Origin of the sequence: Candidatus Deianiraea vastatrix, from assembly GCF_007993655.1 — a bacterium.
GTDB classification, from domain to species: Bacteria; Pseudomonadota; Alphaproteobacteria; order Rickettsiales; family Deianiraeaceae; genus Deianiraea; species Deianiraea vastatrix.
Genome location: NZ_CP029077.1, coordinates 277,022 through 297,790, shown reverse-complemented (window position 1 = coordinate 297,790; position 20,769 = coordinate 277,022). Strand labels below are relative to the sequence as shown.

The window sequence follows — 20,769 nt, the reverse complement described above, 5'->3', positions numbered from 1 at the left end:
TTAAAATGTCAATTGAAAAATTATTTGACGAAATTATAGCAAAGCATGAAGCTTTAACTAATAAAATTAATAATGGTGGACTTGATCATCGTGAATTTGCGACCCTTTCTAAAGAAAATGCCAATTTAAGAAACATTGTTGAAAAAATTAATGAATATAAAAATGCTCAAGGGCAAATTAAAGACCTTGAAGAACTTTCAAAATCTGACGATTTGGAAATGAGAAAAATGGCTGAAGAAGAGCTTTATGCAACGAAGGAAAAGCTTCCAATTCTTGAAAAAAATGTGAAAATTGCGCTCCTTCCAAAGGACGAGGCGGATGAAAAAAATATTATTCTTGAAATTCGCGCGGGAACTGGCGGTGACGAGGCGGCGCTTTTTGCGGCCGTGCTTATGAAAATGTATCAAAAATATGCGGAAAAAAATCGCTGGAAAATTGAAATAATGGATATCTCTGAAAACGGTATAGGCGGGGTTAAAGAATGCGTAATTGCCGTGCAAGGTGCTGGGGTTTTTGGGAAAATGAAGTTTGAATCGGGAACGCATAGAGTTCAAAGAGTTCCAGAGACCGAAAATGCCGGAAGAGTGCACACAAGTGCAGCAACCGTCGCGGTTTTACCCGAAGTTGACGATATCGACATTAAAATCGACGAAAAAGACATACGGGTTGATATTTTTCGCTCAAGTGGACCGGGTGGACAGTCTGTAAATACAACCGATAGTGCCGTTCGTATGACGCATTTACCAACAGGAATCGTAGTTAGCCAGCAAGATGAAAAGTCGCAAATTAAAAATCGTGAAAAAGCCATGAGAATTTTGCGCGCAAGGGTTTACGAACATGAAAAAGAAAAGCGTGATTTAGAGCGTGCAAGCAGTCGAAAATCGCAGATTGGAAGCGGGGATCGGAGTGAAAAAATTCGTACCTATAACTATCCACAAGGAAGGGTTACAGATCACAGAATTAATCTTACTTTATACCAACTAGAAAAAGTAGTTAGCGAAGGCTGCATTGATGAATTTGTTGAAAATCTTCGCATGGCAGATGAGGCAGAAAGGCTTTCTGAATTAAATGTTGCTTAAGTTGACTTCAAAAATGTAATAAAACAAAATGGAAACAGGAAATCCAAAATAGAAGATTTAATGCAACAAGCAATGCACTTTTTACAATATAACTATTTTCTTTTACAATATGATTTACATTTTGCTATCCAAAATTTTGCAAAATTAGCAAAGATGAAAAAAAATAATATAAAAATTTTCTACATAAAATAATTTTCTTACTATTGTTGAAAAATAGCTTTTGACAAAATAGGAACAATTCATCCCACCACATCTGCACTGTGATTTGTCAGTACCAAGTTGTTAAAAAACTCATTTGCACTCATTTTTTGCATATAAAGAATTTTGATTGTTTTATAAAAAAATTAATCTGGAAGCAAAAAGTATAAAATAGATCAAAAATCGTATAATTTAGCTATATTTTGGTTAAATTTGGACAAAAAAGAAGTTTTGATTGTAAAATTTTTGTGAAAATCTTGACACATGGTGTGTCTGACTTGTTTTAAGGTAAGTTTGAATTTTTCACTATATTGTTATTTTGGGAGTGACTTTGAAGTACATTTATACAATATTTATAATGCAGTAATCAAAAACCATATTAATTTTTCGACACCAAAACCGCTGCCTGCGAGCATGCAAGGCGTGCAATTGGTATCCTAAATGGTGAGCAAGAAACGTAATTTACCCCAAGACTTGCGAAAAACGCTATAGATTTTGGGTCTCCGCCGTGCTCTCCGCAAATGCTAAGCGTTATGTCTTTTTTCACGCTTCGTGCCTTTGAAATCGCCATATCTATCATGGTTCCAACGCCTTTTACATCAATTGTTGCAAATGGATCATGTTCAAAAATGCCTTGTTTTTGATATTCCGGTAAAAATTGCCCAGAGTCATCGCGCGAAATTCCAAGTGTTGTCTGGGTTAAATCGTTAGTTCCAAAGCTACAATAATCGGCAATTTCTGCTATTTCATCGGCAATTATACATGCCCGCGGAATTTCAATCATGGTTCCAACCTTGTATTTCATTTCAAGCCCAGCATCACGAAGGGTCTCGTCAGCGCTTGATTTCACAATATCTACCAGTAATTTTAGCTCTTTTTTGTCAATTATTACAGGAAGCATTATTTCAATTTGCGGCATAACAGCTGTCTTCTTAAAAACACTGATGGCTGCTGTGAAAATCGCAGAAACCTGCATTTGGAAAATTTCAGGATAAGTCACCCCAAGCCTTGAGCCGCGATGCCCAAGCATTGGGTTTGCCTCATGAAGAGTTTTTGCCTTTGCTTCTATGAATTTTGCGTCCATTTTAAAGTAATTTGCAATCTCGTCAATTTCATCTTTTGTGTGCGGAACGAATTCATGAAGTGGTGGGTCAAGTAGTCTAATATTTACAGGAAGCCCAGACATTGCGTCAATTATTTCAGCAAAATCGGCTATTTGAAGGGCTTTAATCTCTTTTAATGCCAAAATTCTAGACTCCTTGTCTTCCGATAAAATCATTTTTCTAAAATGAAGTAGTTTTTGCTTTTCAAAAAACATATGCTCAGTGCGGCAAAGCCCTATGCCTTCGGCGCCAAATCCAAGAGCAGTTTTTACATCTAAAGCGGTTTCAGCATTTACGCGAACTTTGATTTTCCGTACTTCGTCACTCCATTTCATAAGGGTGTCAAATTCTGCAAAACTTGCAGCACTCGTAGTGCGGGCTTTTCCTAAAATAATCTCACCAGTTCCGCCGTCAATTGTCATTAAATCGCCTTCTTTTATAATGGTTTTAGTGCCTTTAATTTGTATAGTTTTTTCATGCTGGCTGATTAAAAGCGCATCGCAACCCGAAACGCATGGCTTTCCCATACCGCGCGCAACAACTGCTGCGTGTGATGTCATTCCGCCTTTTGCGGTTAAAATTCCAACAGAAGAGTGCATTCCGCCTATGTCATCTGGGCTTGTTTCATTACGCACAAGCAAGACTTCATGCCCATTTCCACGCATTTCTTCAGCAGTTTTTGAGTCAAAAACAACCTTTCCGCTAACCGCGCCAGGTGATGCAGGAAGACCTCTTGCAATAACATGTAAATCTGACGCTCTGTCAAGTACTGGGTGTAAAAGCTGGTTTAATCCGTTTGGCTCAACCCTTAAAATCGCTTCTTCTTTAGTTATTACACCTTCAGATACCATATTTACAGCGATAACAACTGACGCGCGAACAGATCTTTTCCCGCTGCGAGTTTGCAAGACCCAAAGCTTGCCTTCTTGAACGGTAAATTCAACATCTTGCATGTCTTTATAGTGATTTTCAAGTTTTGTAAAAATCTGCGCAAGCTCTGCGTAAGTCTCGGGCATTAGCTCCTGCATTGAGTTTTTTCCATCTTCAGCGAGTAATGGCTGTGGCGTTCTAATTCCGGCAACAACATCTTCACCTTGTGCATTAATTAGAAACTCACCGTAAAATTTCTTTTCTCCAGTCGAGGGATTTCTTGTAAAAGCAACCCCAGTTGCAGAGGTATTTCCCATGTTTCCAAAAACCATAGATTGAATATTTACAGCCGTTCCGCATGCATCTGGAATACTGTGTAATTTGCGATAAATAATAGCTCTTTCGTTCATCCAAGATTTAAAAACAGCTTCAATAGCGCCCATTAATTGCGATTTAATGTCTTGCACAAACTCACTTTTCGTCTCACGCAAAACAATTTGCTTAAATTTTGCAACTATTTTTTCAAGGTCATCAGCAGTCAAATCTGTATCATTAATAATGCCTTTTGCAAGTTTTGTATCTTCCAAAATTGACTCAAAATTATGATGGTCAATCCCAAGCACAACATCACTATACATTTGAATAAATCTGCGATATGAATCAAGGGCAAATCTGCGATTATTAGTGCGTTTTTCAAGCGCAATTACTGTTTTATCGTTAAGTCCTAAATTCAAAATAGTGTCCATCATCCCCGGCATTGAAAACTTCGCACCAGAGCGAACAGAGACCAAAAGCGGCTTTTCTTCAGAGCCAAAAGACGCACCAATCTCATCTTCTAATTTTTTCACATATTTATCAATCTCAGTCTCAAGTTCTTTGCTGATTTTATTGCCATTTTCATAATATTTATTACATTCTTGCGTTGAAATTGTAAATCCACATGGAACAGCAATTCCAATATTTGCCATCTCCGCTAGATTTGCACCTTTTCCGCCCAAAATATCACGCATTTTGCCGTTTCCTTCAGCACTTTTGTTTCCAAAAAAATAAATAGATTTTTTTTCGGTCATAATAAAATATCATTGCAACACATTCTCGCATCTTATTTTTAATAATCAAGTTATTTTTCTCTTATTGCATAGCAAGTTTTAATTTATTTATATTCTAAAAAAACTTGACTTAAATAAAAACTGTATTTCACTAGGTCAACATTTTATATACACATGTTTAAAACTCCACTTAATACAGCAGATAAAGAAATTTTTGACGCAATTTCAAAAGAATTTAATAGACAGCAAAATAATATTGAGCTTATTGCATCGGAAAATATCGTCTCAAAAGCGGTATTAGATGCTCAAGGGTCAATTTTAACAAATAAATACGCAGAAGGCTACCCTGCAAAACGCTATTATGGGGGCTGCGAATATGTCGATATCGCAGAAAGCATCGCTATAGAGCGTGCAAAAAAGCTTTTTAATTGCGAATTTGTAAATGTTCAGCCACACTCTGGTGCAAATGCAAATCATGCAGTATTTTTCGCATTTTTAAACCCTGGTGATACCGTGCTTGGAATGAATATCGCTTGCGGCGGGCATTTAACCCATGGCGCACAAAAAACCGAGTCTGGAACTTGGTTTAATGCAATTACATACGGCATTTCCAAAGAAACAGGATTAATTGACTACAGCGAGGTGGAAAATCTTGCCAAAACACACAAGCCAAAGCTAATAATTGCCGGAGCATCTGCCTATTCACGCGTAATTGACTGGAAAAAATTTCGTGAAATTGCAGACTCAGTTGGCGCGATTTTAATGGCAGATATTGCACACTACGCAGGGCTAATAGCTGCAGGAATTTACCCATCACCAATTGATCACGCGCATGTTGTAACAACAACTACACACAAAACTCTTCGTGGCCCGCGCGGTGGAATGATTATGTCAAAAACGCTTGAATTTGAAAAGAAAATTAACTCCGCAGTCTTTCCGGGAACTCAAGGTGGGCCGCTAATGCATGTAATTGCCGCAAAAGCAGTTTCATTTGGCGAGGCATTATCTGACGATTTCAAGGTTTATGCAAATCAAGTTGCCAAAAATGCTAAATCTTTCTGTCTTGACATGAAAAAACACGGCTTTGGAATAGTAAGTGGCGATACAGACTGTCATCTATTTTTAGTTGACTTAACGCCAAAAGGAATTACCGGAAAAATTGCCGAAAAAGCCCTTGACCTAGCTGGAATTACCTGCAATAAAAACATGATTCCATTCGATCCGCAAAGCCCATTTGTAACATCCGGACTTCGCCTTGGAACCCCAGCTTGCACAACTCGTGGTTTTAAAGAAGCGGAATTTTCAAAAGTCGCAGATTTAATCGCCGAAGTTGTGTCAAATCTAAAGCCTGAAATGGAGCTTTCGCACGACTTACCATTTATAAAATCAGCAAAAGAAGAGGTGATAAAGCTTTGTAGTGGCTTTGGGATTTATTGAGGTTGGGTATGAGTGTTTTTGATAAAATAAATCGTGTTAATAATATCATAGCCGAGCTTGATAAACTTGGTTATAATTATGAAACTCAGGAATATATTTTAAAATATTACAATATTGAATTTTTAAATCACTATAATAGCTATGGTGATGATTACGGACTTGATTTATACAAAAGCATTCTAAATGCAGATGAAAAAACAATTCTGGCAATAGAAAATGATTTAAACAATAATTTTGGTTTAATTAAAGACTACCCAAAACACTGGATTGATAATAATAATTTGAAATGTTTTATAAGCCATCATAATAAATTTGCACCAAAGGCACATGTTTTAAGGGAAGCATTATTGCCATATAAAATCTCATGTTTTGTTGCACACGATGATATTGAGACAAGTCTTCCATGGGCCAAAGAAATTAAAAAAGCACTTTCAACAATGGATATGTTTATTTCGCTTCATACAGACATTACTGTTGCACAAGATAATAAAGGAAATGATATAATTATTCATGGTTGTAAAGCGATAAAGGGTGATCGATGTAAAAAATATGAAGGTTTTAATCTTTCCAATTGGTGTCAACAAGAAATCGGCTTTGCAATTGCACGAAATGTTCATATTTTTCCAATTAATTTAGATAGAAAATCCAATCCCACAGGCTTTTTAAGTGAAATTCAAGCAACTAAACCGAAAAAAATTGAGGACATGACGAAAGAAATTATTGCTAATATAAGAAGCAGCAAAATTGCCAAGCTTTATAATAATATTAACCCAGAAATTATAACAAATACTGATGATGATATTCCGTTTTAATGTAAAGGGAAAATTAAGAACTCTTACGCCCTTTCTTATGTAAATTAACATAGCTTATTGCGTTTGTTTTATATTGAAATACTTGATCATAATTGAATTTATATTGCGGAAGTAGTAATTTTCCATTTGCGGCAAATGATATTTTAAGTGGCATAAAACCACCTTCCTCCTTGTTTAAATCTTGTGCAATAACATTAAAAATAGCGCTACAATCTGAAATTTCATCGCTAAAGAGGTTTAAACTACACGACCCAGACATGGAAATTCCTGTATTCTTAGCATTAGAAATTTGACCTTGCATAATGCCATTTGAAAAACCAATTTGAATATCAGCTGCTTTAAAACCAGATGATCCTGCAAACATAATTTTTTCAACATCTAAAGACGATATATTTTGTATATTTATTAATCTATTACTGAGTCCCGCTAAATTACATGTATTTAAAGTATAGTTATAAACATTACCAGTAAAAATGCCTGCAAAGTTTTTTTTCATTTCACTGTATGAAAATCCAGATGCTTCAGCGTCACCTCTAATTGTTAATATGCCATCCATTTTATCAAACTCCTTATTGCCGATAAAGTTTTTTATTGTAATATTATCAATGCCTATGCCAAATTTTAATAATGGTTTTGAAACCAAGGAGCCAGATAAATTAAATCTAATGTCCGAGCCGTTGTATTTAATTACTCCGTTGTTTCCCTTAATATTGCCAAGATCTATATCAGATGATATATTGAGATTTGAAAATGGCAAATCCATATCATCAACTTTCAAATCAATATGCCCTGTAAATCCTGCAAAAGATGGTATTACAAATGATGTATTTTCTATTTTTGCCTCTGGATATAAAACATTTATTATTTTTTGTGGCATAAATTTTGCAAAATTTGCCGATATTGTAAGCTTTGAATTTTGAGTTGATGAAAGCTCTACCTTAATTAGTCCATCTCCTTTAATAAACTTAGAATCTGCATTTTCAATTGCAAAACCAAGATTTTTTCTCGAATTCCATAGCTTAATACGGGCATTATTGACAATTTCATCATTTATAGTAACATTTTGTAAATTAATTTGAATATTTTTTACATTATCTCTACCAATTACGCTTGGATCTTGCGCGTAAAGTAGCGCAGTCTGCTTTCTTTCCCCCGAGTCTGTAACAATAAAATTATCTATATTGGTGTATTTTCTAAGTTGATTTCTATCTATAAAATCAAAAATATTGATATTTTCAAAATTAATAACCTTATTACAGTCAGAAACACATTCATCTGAGTTAAGCTCTAATTTCTGATTTCCCTGTTTATATGATAACTTTGATAAATAAAATGCAAAATTTCCACTTGTAAAACTTAAACTCAAATCACCCCTAATATCTCGCTCTTTCTCTAAAATCATTGGCTCAAGATCTTGATTTAATGTAGAAATTACATCTAATAATTTCACATTTGTAATATGTATTTCTAAATTTTTTAAATCTGGGTTTATTGTTTCAATTTTTCCATTATCCAAATATATGCCTGTAATATTCATCTTTTTATCTTTATTTGTATATTTTAAACTAATATTTTTTCCTGTTTTATTGTCTATTTTTAAGTCATTTATTGAAAGATTTATATTTTGATTAATGTTGATATATTTTTTTAGAAATTTGTATATTGGTATGCTTGACTGTATTTCTGACTTCATATTTTCTGCCTTTAAGTCTAATTTTGTTAACTTTATATCAATTAAATCCTTTGATATATCTATATTTCCACTGTTATCGCTATTTATATCGCCATGCCATATTTGATCATTTTTTTTCATTTTAATATCAACATTCATTGGAAAAAACCTAGTATAACTTCTACATTCATCTGATGCGCATATTAAATTTCTAAACAAGTCGCCTACATTATCTGTATTTAGTGTTATTTCCTCATCAATTTTTCCTTTATTATAGCGAAATTTAGATTTATTAAATGTAACTTGAATCTCCTTTTCTAAATCATCATTACTAAATTGCATTGCAAAATTTCCATCATTAATCTTCATTGAAAGTGAATAATTAGAGACAAAATTATTTTGCATGATGTTAAAATTTGCATCTTGCGCATACAAAAACACCTCAGGTTCTGTATTTAAAATTTCATTTTCATCAATCTTTTTGTCCATTTCAATATTTAGTACATCTTGTGCTGAAATTTTCTTAATATCTATCGTGCAATTTGTACCAATTATATCGACCCCGAATTGCTTTCTATCTGAAATATATTTTGCTAGTATATCAGTTATATCTTCAATAGTTTTGGTTGTTAAAAGATGTATTTGGCAGTTTGTCATTGACATTGCATTTGATCCTTTAACCATGCTTGCCCCCATTAAATCTGCCTTTATAGACAAATATGTAGAGTCATCTATCCTTGCCGTATATCCAAAATCTTTAACAATATACTGCCTGCGAAATAAATTAATATACCCATATTGAGATATTGCAATTGGAGTAATTCCTGATGTTTTTATAATTTTAAGCGGCACAAAAGACATTGGAATTATTGATAGAATAAAAATTCCCACAATAATAAATATTATCAATGTCAGTATTTTATACAGTAGCCTCATTTGCCTATTTTTATAATTTTATTATACATTATGTACAAAATAAATACTAGACAGATAGCAACACAAGTTGCATAAATATTAAATATTGACAAAGCAAGAAACGGTGCAGCAAAAATAAGTTTTATAAAATTACTCTTAAAAAACCCACTTTTCTTAATAACTGGAAATGCAATATTGCTAATTGCAAAATATGATATACCCATATAGTAAATTATTATTAAATACTTAAATATATTCGAATAATAAAGCTCTATTAGGCCATATTCACAAAATATATCAGAAGTTTGACACATTTGATCAAGAATTGCAACTATTGCAATTGGAAGCATTGTAAAAATTCCAAAAATCGGTGCAGGCATGCCTACAAACGACATTTCAGTATTAATGCCTTTATATGAACTAATTTTATCAATTTGAATTGTATTAAATCTTGCAAGCCTAAATATCATAGCAGACGATATAATAAAACACAATATCCATCCTAGTGTTTTTAACTCTGAGAAATACCAAAAATAAAGACATATACTTGGTGCAAAGCCAAATGCAAATGCGTCGCACAGTGAGTCAATTTGTCCGCCAAATGTACTCACGGCTTTCATTTTTTTTGCAACCAAGCCATCTAAACCATCTATAATTGCTGATAAAATAATAAAGAATATCGCATTGTTATAATAGCCGTAAAGTGCATATTTTATAGCAAAGAATCCAGAAAATACACTAAGCATACTAAATATTGTTGGAATGTGTGTCCTTGGCATAAATCAATTAAATGTTTCTATTTTCATTGTTTGTTGTTTTTTTAGGAAGTTGCTTTTCACCATCATGATTTTGAAGGCTCTCAAGTCTCTTTCTTTCTCGTATTTTTGCAATTTTTCTTTTTTGCTCTTGAGTTAATTGGCTAATTTTCTTTTTTTGATTGCCTGTATTTTGTTTTTCTGATTTGCTTTCAAGCTGAAGATCTGCCGTTTCTGTGTTTTCACCACTTTTTTCAATTAATGTTTCTTGACCTTGACTTTCAAGTGCAATAGTTTGATCAGGGTTGCTGTTTTGCATGGCATATTTCACCAACTCTACTGGATCTACTGCATTTTTTGATGCAAGATCATATAACTTTTGCAAGGATTCCATTATTGATCCTGGTAATTGACTATGCTTATCCTGCCAAAATAACGGATGATGCGTTGGCTCTGGATATCCAACACAACAGTTTCTCATTTGACCATTTACTGTTATAGTGAAATCAAAAACATGTATTGATTCTTGTTCTGCCATGTGATAAATACAAGTCTTTTTTATTATAAAACATATTTTATTGATTTCAAGTTTTTTTTCAACTAATAATAAAAATTATTATTTTCGTAAAAAGTCTATTATACACTCTGTTTAATAAAAAAAATAAAAAAAAGTAAAAAAAGCTTGAATATTATTTTTTATATGTTTTAGTGAGTTTGATCTGGGGGCATAGCTCAGTTGGCTAGAGCATCTGCTTTGCACGCAGAGGGTCGGGGGTTCGAGTCCCTTTGCCTCCACCATTTCAATATTACATGCCAAACTGTATTTATTCAGATTTTTCGTTAGTGTATTTATATTTGCTTGATTTATAGATTTTGTAGGATTTTTATATTTTTGCCCAAGTCTTTGAATATATAGCTTCCGCTAACTAGCATATTTACACCAATATCGGCGCATATTTTACCTGTAATATCATTTATTCCACCATCTACTGAAAGCTGTATATTGTAACCCGATTTATCAATCATTTGTCTTGCATTAACTATCTTTTCTATTTGATTCTCAAGAAATTTTTGCCCACCAAGACCTGGCTCAACCGTCATAATTAAAATAAGATCGACTATATGCAATAAATCTTCAATTTCTGCAATATTTGTCGATGGTTTAATAGATATTCCGCATTTTTTACCAAGTGATTTAATTTTAAGCAAAACATCCTTGGTCTTTATCCCAAGTGCCTCTTGGTGTATTGTTATTATATCACTTCCTGCATTTGCAAATTTTTCTATATAAGGCTGGGGATTTGCAATCATTAAATGCGTATCAAATGTTAAATTCGAATACTTCCTCATGGCTGAAATAACATCACATCCAATTGTTAAATTTTGCACAAAAACACCATCCATAACATCGATATGAACTGCGTCAGCATGATATTTCTCAAGCAAATTTAATTCACTTGCTAAATTTGCAAAATCTGCTGATAAAATAGAAGCTGAGACTTTCATTTTTGTAGCTTAATTAGATTAATATAATAATTAATTGAATTAAAAGTCAAGCGTATTTTTGGTCTACTTAAAATTACACTTGACTTTTGTATTTTACTAGATTCTAATGCTTGAGCATATTTGAAATTTCTCGATGAGCATTGAAAATAATACACTTGACCAAGAAAAGGGCGTTGTAAATGTCTCTATTGAAAAAGAGATGCAGACTTCGTATCTGGAATATGCGATGAGCGTTATTGTTTCGCGCGCGATACCAGATGTAAGAGATGGTTTAAAACCAGTTCATAGAAGAATACTATATGCAATGGACAAAATGGATTGTGCATATAACAAGCCGCATAAAAAATCTGCCAGAGTTGTAGGTGAGGTAATGGGTAAATATCACCCACATGGTGACTCCGCAATCTACGAAGCAATGGTTCGTATGGCGCAAGATTTTTCAATGCGTGAGACACTTGTCCATGGTCAAGGTAATTTTGGGTCAATTGACGACGATCCTCCAGCTTCAATGCGTTATACTGAGGCTCGCCTTACGAAACTTGCAACATCCATGCTTGCAGATCTTGACAATAATACTGTAGATTTTAAAGATAATTACGATGGTTTTGAAAAGGAGCCAGTTGTACTTCCTGCTTCATTTCCAAATATTTTAGTAAATGGCACCGAAGGAATTGCGGTTGGTATGGCAACAAATATCCCCCCGCACAATCTTGGTGAGGTAATTGACGGTTGCCTTGCTTACCTGCAAAATAATGCAATAACAGATGATGAAATATTGCAAATTATCCCTGGTCCTGACTTTCCAACTGGGGCAACAATTATCGGAAGAAAAGGCTCTATGCAGGCAATTTGCACTGGTCGTGGATCGGTTTTAATGCGTGGAACAACCAATATCGAAGAAATGAAAGGTGGCAGAGAGTCTATAGTAATTACCTCAATTCCTTATCAAGTTGTTAAAACAAGATTGATAGAAAAAATCGTAGAACTAATAAAAGACAAGCGTATTGAAGGAATATCCGATATTCGCGATGAGACAAATAAAAAAGGAATTCGTGTTGTAATTGAGCTTAAAAAAGACGCACACGCAGACGTAATTTTAAACCATTTATATAAATATACACCGCTTCAAACAAGCTTTTCGTATAATACCTTGCTACTAAATCACATGAAGCCTGAGCTTATGAATGTTCGCTCTATTATAAAGGCTTTTATAAACTTTAGAGAGGAAATTGTAATACGCAGAATAACTCATTTACTTGCGGTTGCAAGAAATAAAGCCCATGTTTTAATAGGGCTTTGCGTTGCAGTTGACAACATTGATGAGGTAATAAAGATTATCAGATCATCGGCAGATACGGCGGAAGCTCGTAGTAGACTTGGCGAAAAACCTTGGCCAGCAAAGGGAAATATTGAAAAATTAATAGCCCTTGTGCATGATAAAAGTAATACCGTAAAAGACGGATTATTCTTCTTTACAGAAGGTCAAATTAAGGCGATTTTGGAAATGAGACTTTCAAAACTCGTTGGACTTGAAAAAGAAAAACTAGTGAGTGAGCTTGAAGATTTGGGTCGTGAAATCGAAAAATTCTTGCATATTTTAGGCTCTAAAGAGGAAATAATAAAGATTATAGCTGATGAACTTGCGAAAATTAAAGAGGAATTTGCAACCCCTCGCAAGACTGAAATTTTAATCGATGAAGCAGAGGATGTTGACATGGAAGCCTTCATCCCGCGTGAAGATATGCTAATTACCATGACTATAAATGGATTTATTAAGCGTAATCCACTTTCTGAATATACCTCGCAAAGACGCGGCGGAAAGGGTAAAAAAGGTATGGAAACTAATGAAGACGATGTAATTTCCGATGTTTTAATATCAAATACACACCAACATATATTGTTTTTCTCAAATTTTGGTAAGGTTTATCGCATGAAAGCCTACCAACTGCCACTTGGCGGAAATAACAAAAAGGGGCGCGCGATAGTTAATATTTTACCACTTCAAAACGGTGAAAAAATTAACACTTTAATCCCAGTTCCTGAAAATAAAGAGGAGCGAGAAGGAGCTAGCTTGATTTTTGCAACGAAAAAAGGAAATATCAGACGCTCTGGAATGGCTGATTTTGAAAACATCAATTCTGGTGGTAAAATTGCAATAAAACTTGATGAAGACGATGCTTTAGTTGGCGTTTCACTTGCAAATGACAAACAACACGCTATGCTTTGCTCAAAAGAAGGTAGCGCAATTCGCTTTGCAATTGATGATTTACGCGTAATTAAGAGTAGAACATCTGACGGCGTTCGCGGCATGAATGTTGAAAAAGGTGACGAAGTGGTTTCAATGTGCATTTTAAGCGGTCACGAAAGGGATATTACGGTTCGTGATGAATATCTTTCAATTCCGTATCAAAGCAGAATTAAAATGAAAACCGGCACACAAATTGACATAGAAACCGAGCTTGCAATCCTCAAAAAAGACGGCAAGGAAATCAATTTAGACTCAAAAACAATATGTGAAATGTCAAATGAGGAAGAATTTCTACTTGCAATCACGGAAAATGGCTATGGAAAAAGAACTTCTGCATTTGAATATCGCATTACAAATCGTGGCGGTAAGGGTGTAATTAACATAAATACCTCAGCGCGAAACGGTGGAGTTGTATCGACTTTTGTGGTAAACGAAGATGATGATGTAATGCTAATTGCAAAGTCTGGAAAGATAATTCGCTGCAAGGCAAATGGAATTTCAGTATTTAGCAGAAGCGCGCAAGGCGTTAAAATTATCGATGTTGCAAAAGATGACAAAATCGTATCAGTTGCAAAGGTCACTGGTGGCGATGATAGCGAAGAGGAAATGATTGAAATATCCCCTGCGCAGTAGATTTTTACACTATTTGGTTTATCAATAGAGGTCAATAAATAAATCTCAATGATATATAATGGCTAAAAAATATAATGTTTTTTGACGCAAATGTTCGGTATAGTATTGTAATTTACCATCCAATACTTTATAAGATGATTTTACGCTAAAATTACTGTCTTATATTTTGTATTAATTACTAAGATCAACTATTACATCTTCCAATAATTCAAGATTAAAGCCTGAAAAAGACGATATAATAATGAATTTTTTGCGCGCAAAGATTGTCTTCAAAAGTCCTTCAATTTCCAAAAGCTCGTCATCGTTAAAGCCTTCAGCCTTGGAAAATACAATAATTTCTTTCTTTTTTGCAAGATCTTTATTGTACGCTTTGAGTTCATTTCTAATAATTTTGTAGTCTTCAAGTGGGTTTTGCGAATGTATGTCAATTAAGTGTATCAAAGCTTTGCAACGCTCAACATGTCTTAAAAATTGATGTCCAAGACCGTGATTATCTGACGCACCCTTGATTAAACCTGGAATATCTGCCAAAACATATTGTTTGTAATTCATCTCAATTGTTCCAAGAACAGGCTTTATGGTTGTAAAAGCGTAGTCCCCAACAGCAGATTTCGCATTAGTTAAGGCATTAATTAGACTTGATTTTCCTGCATTTGGAAGCCCAATTATACCAACATCGCAAAATAATTTAAGGCGAAAAGTAAAAACTCCAGCCTCACCTTCCCCGCCAGGCGTGGTATCACGCGGCGCCTGCTCAACTGATGTTTTAAAAGTTGCATTTCCCCTGCCGCCTCTGCCGCCTTGCGCAAGCACAATTTTCTGCCCATCTTCGGTAATATCGTATATTAAATGCTTAGTTTGATAGTCAAGCACCTGAGTTCCAAGTGGCACACGCAAGATTATATCCTCACCACTAAAGCCAGTTTTATTACGTCCAGAGCCACTTTTTCCAGATTGAGCTATATAGTGCCTTTGATATTTGAATTTCGATAATGTGCTAAAATTTTTGTCACCAATTACGATAATGCTGCCGCCGTCACCGCCGTTTCCGCCGTCTGGACCACCTTCGGGAATGAATTTTTCACGCCTAAAACTACAGCATCCAGACCCGCCATTTCCAGCCCTGATATTTACAACCGCTTCATCAACAAACATAACATCATTAATCATAGATACAATCTATAAGAATATTTTATTTAAATGCAATTTTTATTTTTAAAATAAAATGTTTCTTGACATTAACAAAAAATTATGCTATAATGATAAAATTATAATTTTTTTATGCAAAAAACAAAAAGCAATTTACAAAACTCAAAGTACTCAAATCCAAAATTTAATGCTAAACAAGGCGAGCAAAATGGATTAAATCAAGAAGAAATTCTTAAAAAAATGGTTAAAGATGCGCAAAATATGGAAGCTTCATATATTACACCTCAAGCCGTTACACAAGAAAGTGGTAGTCAAGAAAGGTACAATATTCAGGAAAGAACGCCATATCAAAACCAAGCACAAGAAGGTTATTTAAATAGGGTTGTTCCAGACATTACAATATCAAATTTTAAGCAGGTATTATTTTTTTTAACTGTTTTCTTTAGTCAAATTCATGGTGTCGGAGCACAGTATTATGAAATACAAAACTTAGTTAAAAAAATTGCACAAACAGATCCAAGCCTTGCTCAATCATTTGCTTCTTGTACAAATGTTTTATTTAGTAATATTGCACATGTTGAAACAGAGCTCAATATAGCAAAACTATGTTCATTTGATCAAGTTAGGACAACAATAGAGAAAATTAAAGCATTAGATAAAGATTTAATGGTAACTATCCTTAACGATAAACCGAGAGATGGAGATCAAATCTTTGCAGCTGGAATGTCAGCCGTTGATGAAGAAACCGGTAATCCAATAATATTTATTAACAGGGAAGTTGCCATGGAACGAAATTTATTTGATCAAGATAACTACAACGATGCTAACGATGTATATCTACATGAATTGATACATATACTGCAACGTATACTAGGATGTGAAAATCCTTTTCAAAATAAAGAATGCAATGTTCCGGCAACTGTAAATGAAGATCAAATTGAAACTTGCTTAAGTAGCCTAAGTAATCATTATCAAGTTATAATTAATGGTCAAGTTCAAAGATACAATCAAAGAGATGGTACTAAGGGAGTTATCGAAAAAGAAACACATACATGTCAAGCACTTTACCACATCTATTACAACGAAGGAAAAAACATTCCAAAAGAGTGTACAAGTTTCTGTAGAGTGTCACCGAAAATAGGAAAAGGATTGCGTGAGATAGAAAAGCAAAATACAAAACTCAAAATTAACACAGGAACCGCGTATGAAGAGGCTGTAAGAAGAGAGAAAAGGTTACAATCGGCGAATTCTGAAAAATCATTGAAACAGGAAGCACAAAGACCTCAAACAGCGCCTTCTGGTGTAAGAGCTGATTTATAAAATAACCTTACTAACCCAGACATCACTTTGTGTCTGGGTTTATATATTTTTTTGCAAACTTACTAAAAAATTACTGTATTTTTATATAAGTTGTATCAATATATAAAAACTCAGAAATATTAAATTCTAAATAGAATATTCAATTGGACAAAAACATACTTCAACCCAGACATCATTTGGTGTCTGGTTTGGGGTTGATGCTTGACAGATTTTGTAATTCATTGAAACAGAAATAGATGAGTTTTTAGATAACGATTTTTACACGGCAATCTTGCGAAGTTCATCTAAAAAAATTTCCTGCATTTTTTCGCAAACCTCGACAATTGATGCTTCTTTTTTAAGGCTTTGCATTGAGCAAACGCCAAAATTTTGTATTCCGCATGGAATAATTTTATCAAATTTACTAAGGTTGCAATTGATATTTAGCGATATTCCATGATACGATATGCCATTTTTTATTCGAATGCCTATTGCTGCGATTTTTTCTTCTAAATTCCCATTTCGCACCCAAACTCCAACCATTTTATCCTTTAAATAAGCCTTAATTTCAAAGCTTTCAAGGGTCTTGATTATAACATTTTCAAGAAATCTAACAAAATATCCCGCGTCCATATTAAATCGCTGCCGAACGTCGATCATGGTATACATTATAAGTTGCCCAGAGCCGTGATAAGTGACTTTTCCACCGCGATTTGTGTAAATATGTGGTATTGATTTGTCCAAAATGTCATTTTCACTTCCGCTACCGCCTATTGTGTATATATCTTCATGTTGCAAAAACCACACGACTTCCTTTGACTCATTTTTAGCGATTTTATCAATTAATTCCAGCATTCTATCAAAAGAGTCTTGATATTTTATGATTTTTTCCGAGTCGTTAATGATTAGCATAAAATGCAGAAATGTTTATATAAGATTAAATAATATATTCATTAATAGCAAGATTTAATTAAAAATAAAAGATTGACTTTTAAAAAGATATGAATTTGATTTTCTGATTTGTAAAATATTTATTTATATGACGGGCATTATTAAATTTGTAAAACAAAAAACCAAACCTGGAGATTCAAACAAGAGGGGTGGAGGTCGTAGAGATTCTCGTGGATATCAAGGCGGCGATTCAAGGCGTAGTAGCGAGAATAATGCTAAGTCTAATTTAAAATCAAGAATAAAGAAATTAATAGATGACGGTAAAACATTAGATGAGGCACTTGATATGATTTCAAGACCTAGAGCTGATAATTTTTCCAACGATAGAGATTCGCAGCATCCTAGAAGAAATTTTGGCAAAAGACCTAGATTTGAAGACAAAAATGGATACAATGATAGAAGAAGGAATTATTCAAAGTCTCCTTCAGAGCAAGAAGGTAATGGAGATGAAAGACGCTCGTTTTCAAAATACCCATCATCTAGCTCAGAAGATGGTAATGCTGGCGAAAGACGATCATTTAATCCAATGCAACGAAGAGATGGCTTTAAGAAAAGGCCATTTAATCGTGAATTTGATCAAAGAAGGAAGCCATTTGATAAAAGTGCAAATTTAATAGCTGAATTAAAGCAGAAAATAAAAATACTTCAAGATGCACAGAAAAGTGATAAAAATTAAACAATAATGTCACAAATAACAATCTTAGGTAAATTTGTTATTGTTTAATTATATACTCTTGTAAGAAGTTTTTAATCTACTTTGTTGCAAATTTTTCTCAAATCCTCTTTTCTGCGATTGATTTCTATCTGTAAGCCCTTGCCCATTAAGAGATAATTTACCATCAAGATTTAATCCATCTGATTGTTGCTTTGTCTGTTTTGTTACTACAACATTATGAAAATTATTTACCCAATTGTTATTTAATGGCTCTGTTTTTGAGCGAACTTGTTGGCTTGGAGCGTTATTTACAATTGAATTACTGCGAGATGTTTCTAACGATGGTAGCGTAGTAGATTTTTCACTATTTAAGCTACTATCACGCTTATACATATTTTGATAAGATGAAGCAATAGAAATTTGGCTTAAATTTGGACTTTTTTGATTTCCTTGAATTACTTTAGTAGTTTGTTGTTGCTTTTTTTCCTCTTCTACAATTTGCTGCTCCTGAGTATATCTTTTATAATGTTCAGGATTTGCATTATTGATATTCCCAATATTCTTATTTGTTTTTTCCATTTCTAAATTCAAACTATTTAATATTTGCTTTAATTGCCCCAAAACTATATTTAGACCATTGCCTCGACTATCTTTTGAGTATGCAGATATTATAGAAGATCTTGTTGCTTCATTTATTAATCCAAACTCTTTAGCTTTTGTGCATAAATTAATTATATCATCCAGTTTATAACCTGCATTTTTATCATTTAAATCTTGCATTAAATTAGCAATTTTGCTTTTAAGCCATTTTGCATATTTCCCTTGATGTTTAGCGTCATCAATCTGTTTTTTATATTCACTATAGTCTTTAATTGAGAATTGATTCTTTAAATTGCTATTTTTAGCGCTCTCATTAAATTTTTCAAATTTCTCTCTTTTTTTTTCTTCATCGTATTTTTCTGGTGAAAATGTTTCATATCCTTCAGGAAATAATTGTTTTCCTTGATTTTTAACTTTATTTGGATTAACATTTTCTTTTGTATTATTTATATTTGCTTTTTTCGCATTTAATATATTTTCATTTAGTCTACTAAGCCGAGATGTGAGTTGCAATTGTTCATCTGTATTAAAAATATTTTCAACTTGATTAAAGTCTTTAATGTTCATAAAGAAAAAAAATAACAAAGTATTTTGTCATCTTATAATTAAAAAGCAAGTTTTTTTATATATTTTTTTGTCTTTATAAATTATATCTTCAATTATAACAAGATGTACTGAGGAATAAATTGTTCAAGAGATAAATTATTAATAATTGTTTTTTAGATTATTGCTTTTTATTTTTTTTATTACAATGCTCTAATAAAAATTGCAGATGACAGATTTTATCGCTACATTAAATGGTCAAAAATGTGAGAAAATTCCATTTTGGTTCATGCGTCAAGCGGGAAGATATTTGCCCGAATACATGAAGCTTCGCACGAAAATGCGCGATAGCGGCAAGACTTTTCTTGACATGTGCTATGACGCAGATCTTGCAACCGAAATCACTTTACAACCAATTAATCGTTTTAAAATGCCCGCTGCTATTGTGTTTTCCGACATATTAACAGTTCCAAACGCACTTGGATTAAAGGTTGAATTTTGCGATGGCAAAGGCCCGATTCTTGAAAAATTTAGCTCAAGCGATGATTTAAAAAAACTCAGTCTTGATTGTGGTTTTGAGAAATATAACATGGTTGGAAATGTCGTGAAAAATGTGCGTGATAATCTTGCAAAAGACAAGGCTCTAATTGGGTTTTCTGGCTGCCCTTTTACCCTTGCCTGCTATATGACTCAAGGAATGGGCTCTAAAGATTTTCATGAAACACTAAAAATGGTGCACAAAAATCCAGATTTATTTGACGAATTAATACATATTTTAACCCACGCAGTAGTTGATTATTTATCCATTCAAATTGAAAAAGGCGCGGACTGCATTCAGCTTTTTGACTCTCACGCTGGAATTTTACATGGCAAATTATATGAAAAATACATAACCATGCCAAATCGTGAAATTGTCTCAAAAATCAAGGCAAAATACCCAAAAATTCCAATAATTTGCTTTCCAAAAGGAAGTGGGATTTTATACAAAAACTTTGCAGAAAACGTAGACTGCGAAGCAATTTCTATCGATAACAGCGCAAGTAATAGCTTCTTTGCAAACGCAATTTCAAACAAAGTTTTACAAGGCAATCTTGATAATTTCCTACTTTGCTATGGCAAAACTCAGGATATACGCACGGAAACTGAAAATATTATCAGAAATTTTGGCGCAAAACCATTTATTTTCAACCTTTCCCACGGCATGTTAAAAGACACACCGATTGAAAATGTTGAGGCTGTGTGTGAAATTTTACATAGTTGTAAATACAACATTTGCAGTTAATAGACACTTCCTA

At 33.6% G+C, this 20,769-nt stretch carries 15 protein-coding genes and 1 tRNA gene; 8 read left to right on the top strand and 8 right to left on the bottom strand.

From position 1 onward, the window contains the following. Nucleotides 1–5 precede the first annotated feature (5 nt). A complete protein-coding gene (prfA, locus tag deia_RS01295; protein ID WP_146820370.1) occupies nt 6–1,079 on the top strand; it encodes a peptide chain release factor 1 in 1,074 nt (357 codons plus the stop codon). Between the two features lie 577 nt (nt 1,080–1,656). Here prfA and ppdK read toward each other — a convergent pair. Next, complete coding sequence (gene ppdK, locus deia_RS01290; protein WP_146820369.1) at nt 1,657–4,320, bottom strand: pyruvate, phosphate dikinase; 2,664 nt, start codon at nt 4,318–4,320, stop codon at nt 1,657–1,659. 147 nt (nt 4,321–4,467) lie between these two features. Between ppdK and glyA the strand changes: the two genes are divergently transcribed. Both glyA and deia_RS01280 read left to right on the top strand, forming a co-directional pair. Next, the gene (glyA, locus tag deia_RS01285) at nt 4,468–5,736 is read left to right on the top strand and encodes a serine hydroxymethyltransferase (protein ID WP_222912645.1); all 1,269 of its coding nucleotides are present in this window, start codon (nt 4,468–4,470) and stop codon (nt 5,734–5,736) included. Between the two features lie 8 nt (nt 5,737–5,744). Beyond that, on the top strand, nt 5,745–6,548 hold the full coding sequence (locus deia_RS01280) for a TIR domain-containing protein (protein WP_146820367.1): 804 nt from the start codon (nt 5,745–5,747) through the stop codon (nt 6,546–6,548). 13 nt (nt 6,549–6,561) lie between these two features. On the opposite strand, the gene deia_RS01275 is transcribed toward deia_RS01280, so the two are convergent. Genes deia_RS01275 through deia_RS01265 form a run of 3 tightly spaced genes read right to left on the bottom strand, consistent with a single transcriptional unit; the run spans nt 6,562 to nt 10,428 of the window. Further along, nucleotides 6,562–9,111 carry an AsmA family protein gene (locus deia_RS01275; protein ID WP_146820366.1) on the bottom strand — a complete coding sequence of 850 codons (2,550 nt, stop codon included), beginning with the start codon at nt 9,109–9,111 and terminating at the stop codon, nt 6,562–6,564. A 41-nt stretch (nt 9,112–9,152) separates the two neighbouring features. Then, nucleotides 9,153–9,914 (bottom strand): CDP-alcohol phosphatidyltransferase family protein, encoded by a 762-nt coding sequence (locus tag deia_RS01270; RefSeq protein ID WP_146820365.1) that lies wholly within the window; start codon nt 9,912–9,914, stop codon nt 9,153–9,155. 7 nt (nt 9,915–9,921) lie between these two features. Continuing rightward, a complete protein-coding gene (locus deia_RS01265; protein WP_146820364.1) occupies nt 9,922–10,428 on the bottom strand; it encodes a DUF2610 domain-containing protein in 507 nt (168 codons plus the stop codon). 183 nt (nt 10,429–10,611) lie between these two features. On the opposite strand from deia_RS01265, the gene deia_RS01260 reads away from it, so the two are divergent. Further along, nucleotides 10,612–10,688, top strand: a tRNA-Ala gene (locus deia_RS01260). 66 nt (nt 10,689–10,754) lie between these two features. Here deia_RS01260 and rpe read toward each other — a convergent pair. After that, nucleotides 10,755–11,396 carry a ribulose-phosphate 3-epimerase gene (rpe, locus tag deia_RS01255; RefSeq protein WP_146820363.1) on the bottom strand — a complete coding sequence of 214 codons (642 nt, stop codon included), beginning with the start codon at nt 11,394–11,396 and terminating at the stop codon, nt 10,755–10,757. Between the two features lie 133 nt (nt 11,397–11,529). Between rpe and gyrA the strand changes: the two genes are divergently transcribed. Then, a complete protein-coding gene (gyrA, locus tag deia_RS01250) occupies nt 11,530–14,277 on the top strand; it encodes a DNA gyrase subunit A (protein WP_146820362.1) in 2,748 nt (915 codons plus the stop codon). Between the two features lie 171 nt (nt 14,278–14,448). On the opposite strand, the gene obgE is transcribed toward gyrA, so the two are convergent. Further along, nucleotides 14,449–15,447: a GTPase ObgE gene (gene obgE, locus deia_RS01245; RefSeq protein WP_222912636.1), complete on the bottom strand. Its 999-nt coding sequence runs from the start codon at nt 15,445–15,447 to the stop codon at nt 14,449–14,451. 111 nt (nt 15,448–15,558) lie between these two features. Between obgE and deia_RS01240 the strand changes: the two genes are divergently transcribed. Next, nucleotides 15,559–16,746, top strand: coding sequence for a hypothetical protein (locus tag deia_RS01240; RefSeq protein WP_146820361.1), 1,188 nt, complete (start codon nt 15,559–15,561; stop codon nt 16,744–16,746). A 258-nt stretch (nt 16,747–17,004) separates the two neighbouring features. Here deia_RS01240 and lipB read toward each other — a convergent pair whose 3' ends face one another. Next, nucleotides 17,005–17,637 (bottom strand): lipoyl(octanoyl) transferase LipB, encoded by a 633-nt coding sequence (lipB, locus tag deia_RS01235; RefSeq protein ID WP_146820360.1) that lies wholly within the window; start codon nt 17,635–17,637, stop codon nt 17,005–17,007. Nucleotides 17,638–17,764: 127 nt separating this feature from the next. On the opposite strand from lipB, the gene deia_RS01230 reads away from it, so the two are divergent. Further along, nucleotides 17,765–18,352 carry a hypothetical protein gene (locus tag deia_RS01230; protein ID WP_146820359.1) on the top strand — a complete coding sequence of 196 codons (588 nt, stop codon included), beginning with the start codon at nt 17,765–17,767 and terminating at the stop codon, nt 18,350–18,352. Nucleotides 18,353–18,400: 48 nt separating this feature from the next. Here the strand turns inward: deia_RS01230 and deia_RS01225 are convergent, their stop codons facing one another. Next, the gene (locus deia_RS01225; RefSeq protein ID WP_146820358.1) at nt 18,401–19,498 is read right to left on the bottom strand and encodes a hypothetical protein; all 1,098 of its coding nucleotides are present in this window, start codon (nt 19,496–19,498) and stop codon (nt 18,401–18,403) included. A gap of 205 nt (nt 19,499–19,703) precedes the next feature. Here deia_RS01225 and hemE point away from each other — a divergent pair, with 205 nt between their 5' ends. Beyond that, nucleotides 19,704–20,756, top strand: a complete 1,053-nt coding sequence (gene hemE, locus deia_RS01220; protein ID WP_146820357.1) for a uroporphyrinogen decarboxylase — start codon at nt 19,704–19,706, stop codon at nt 20,754–20,756. The last annotated feature ends 13 nt before the right edge of the window (nt 20,757–20,769 follow it).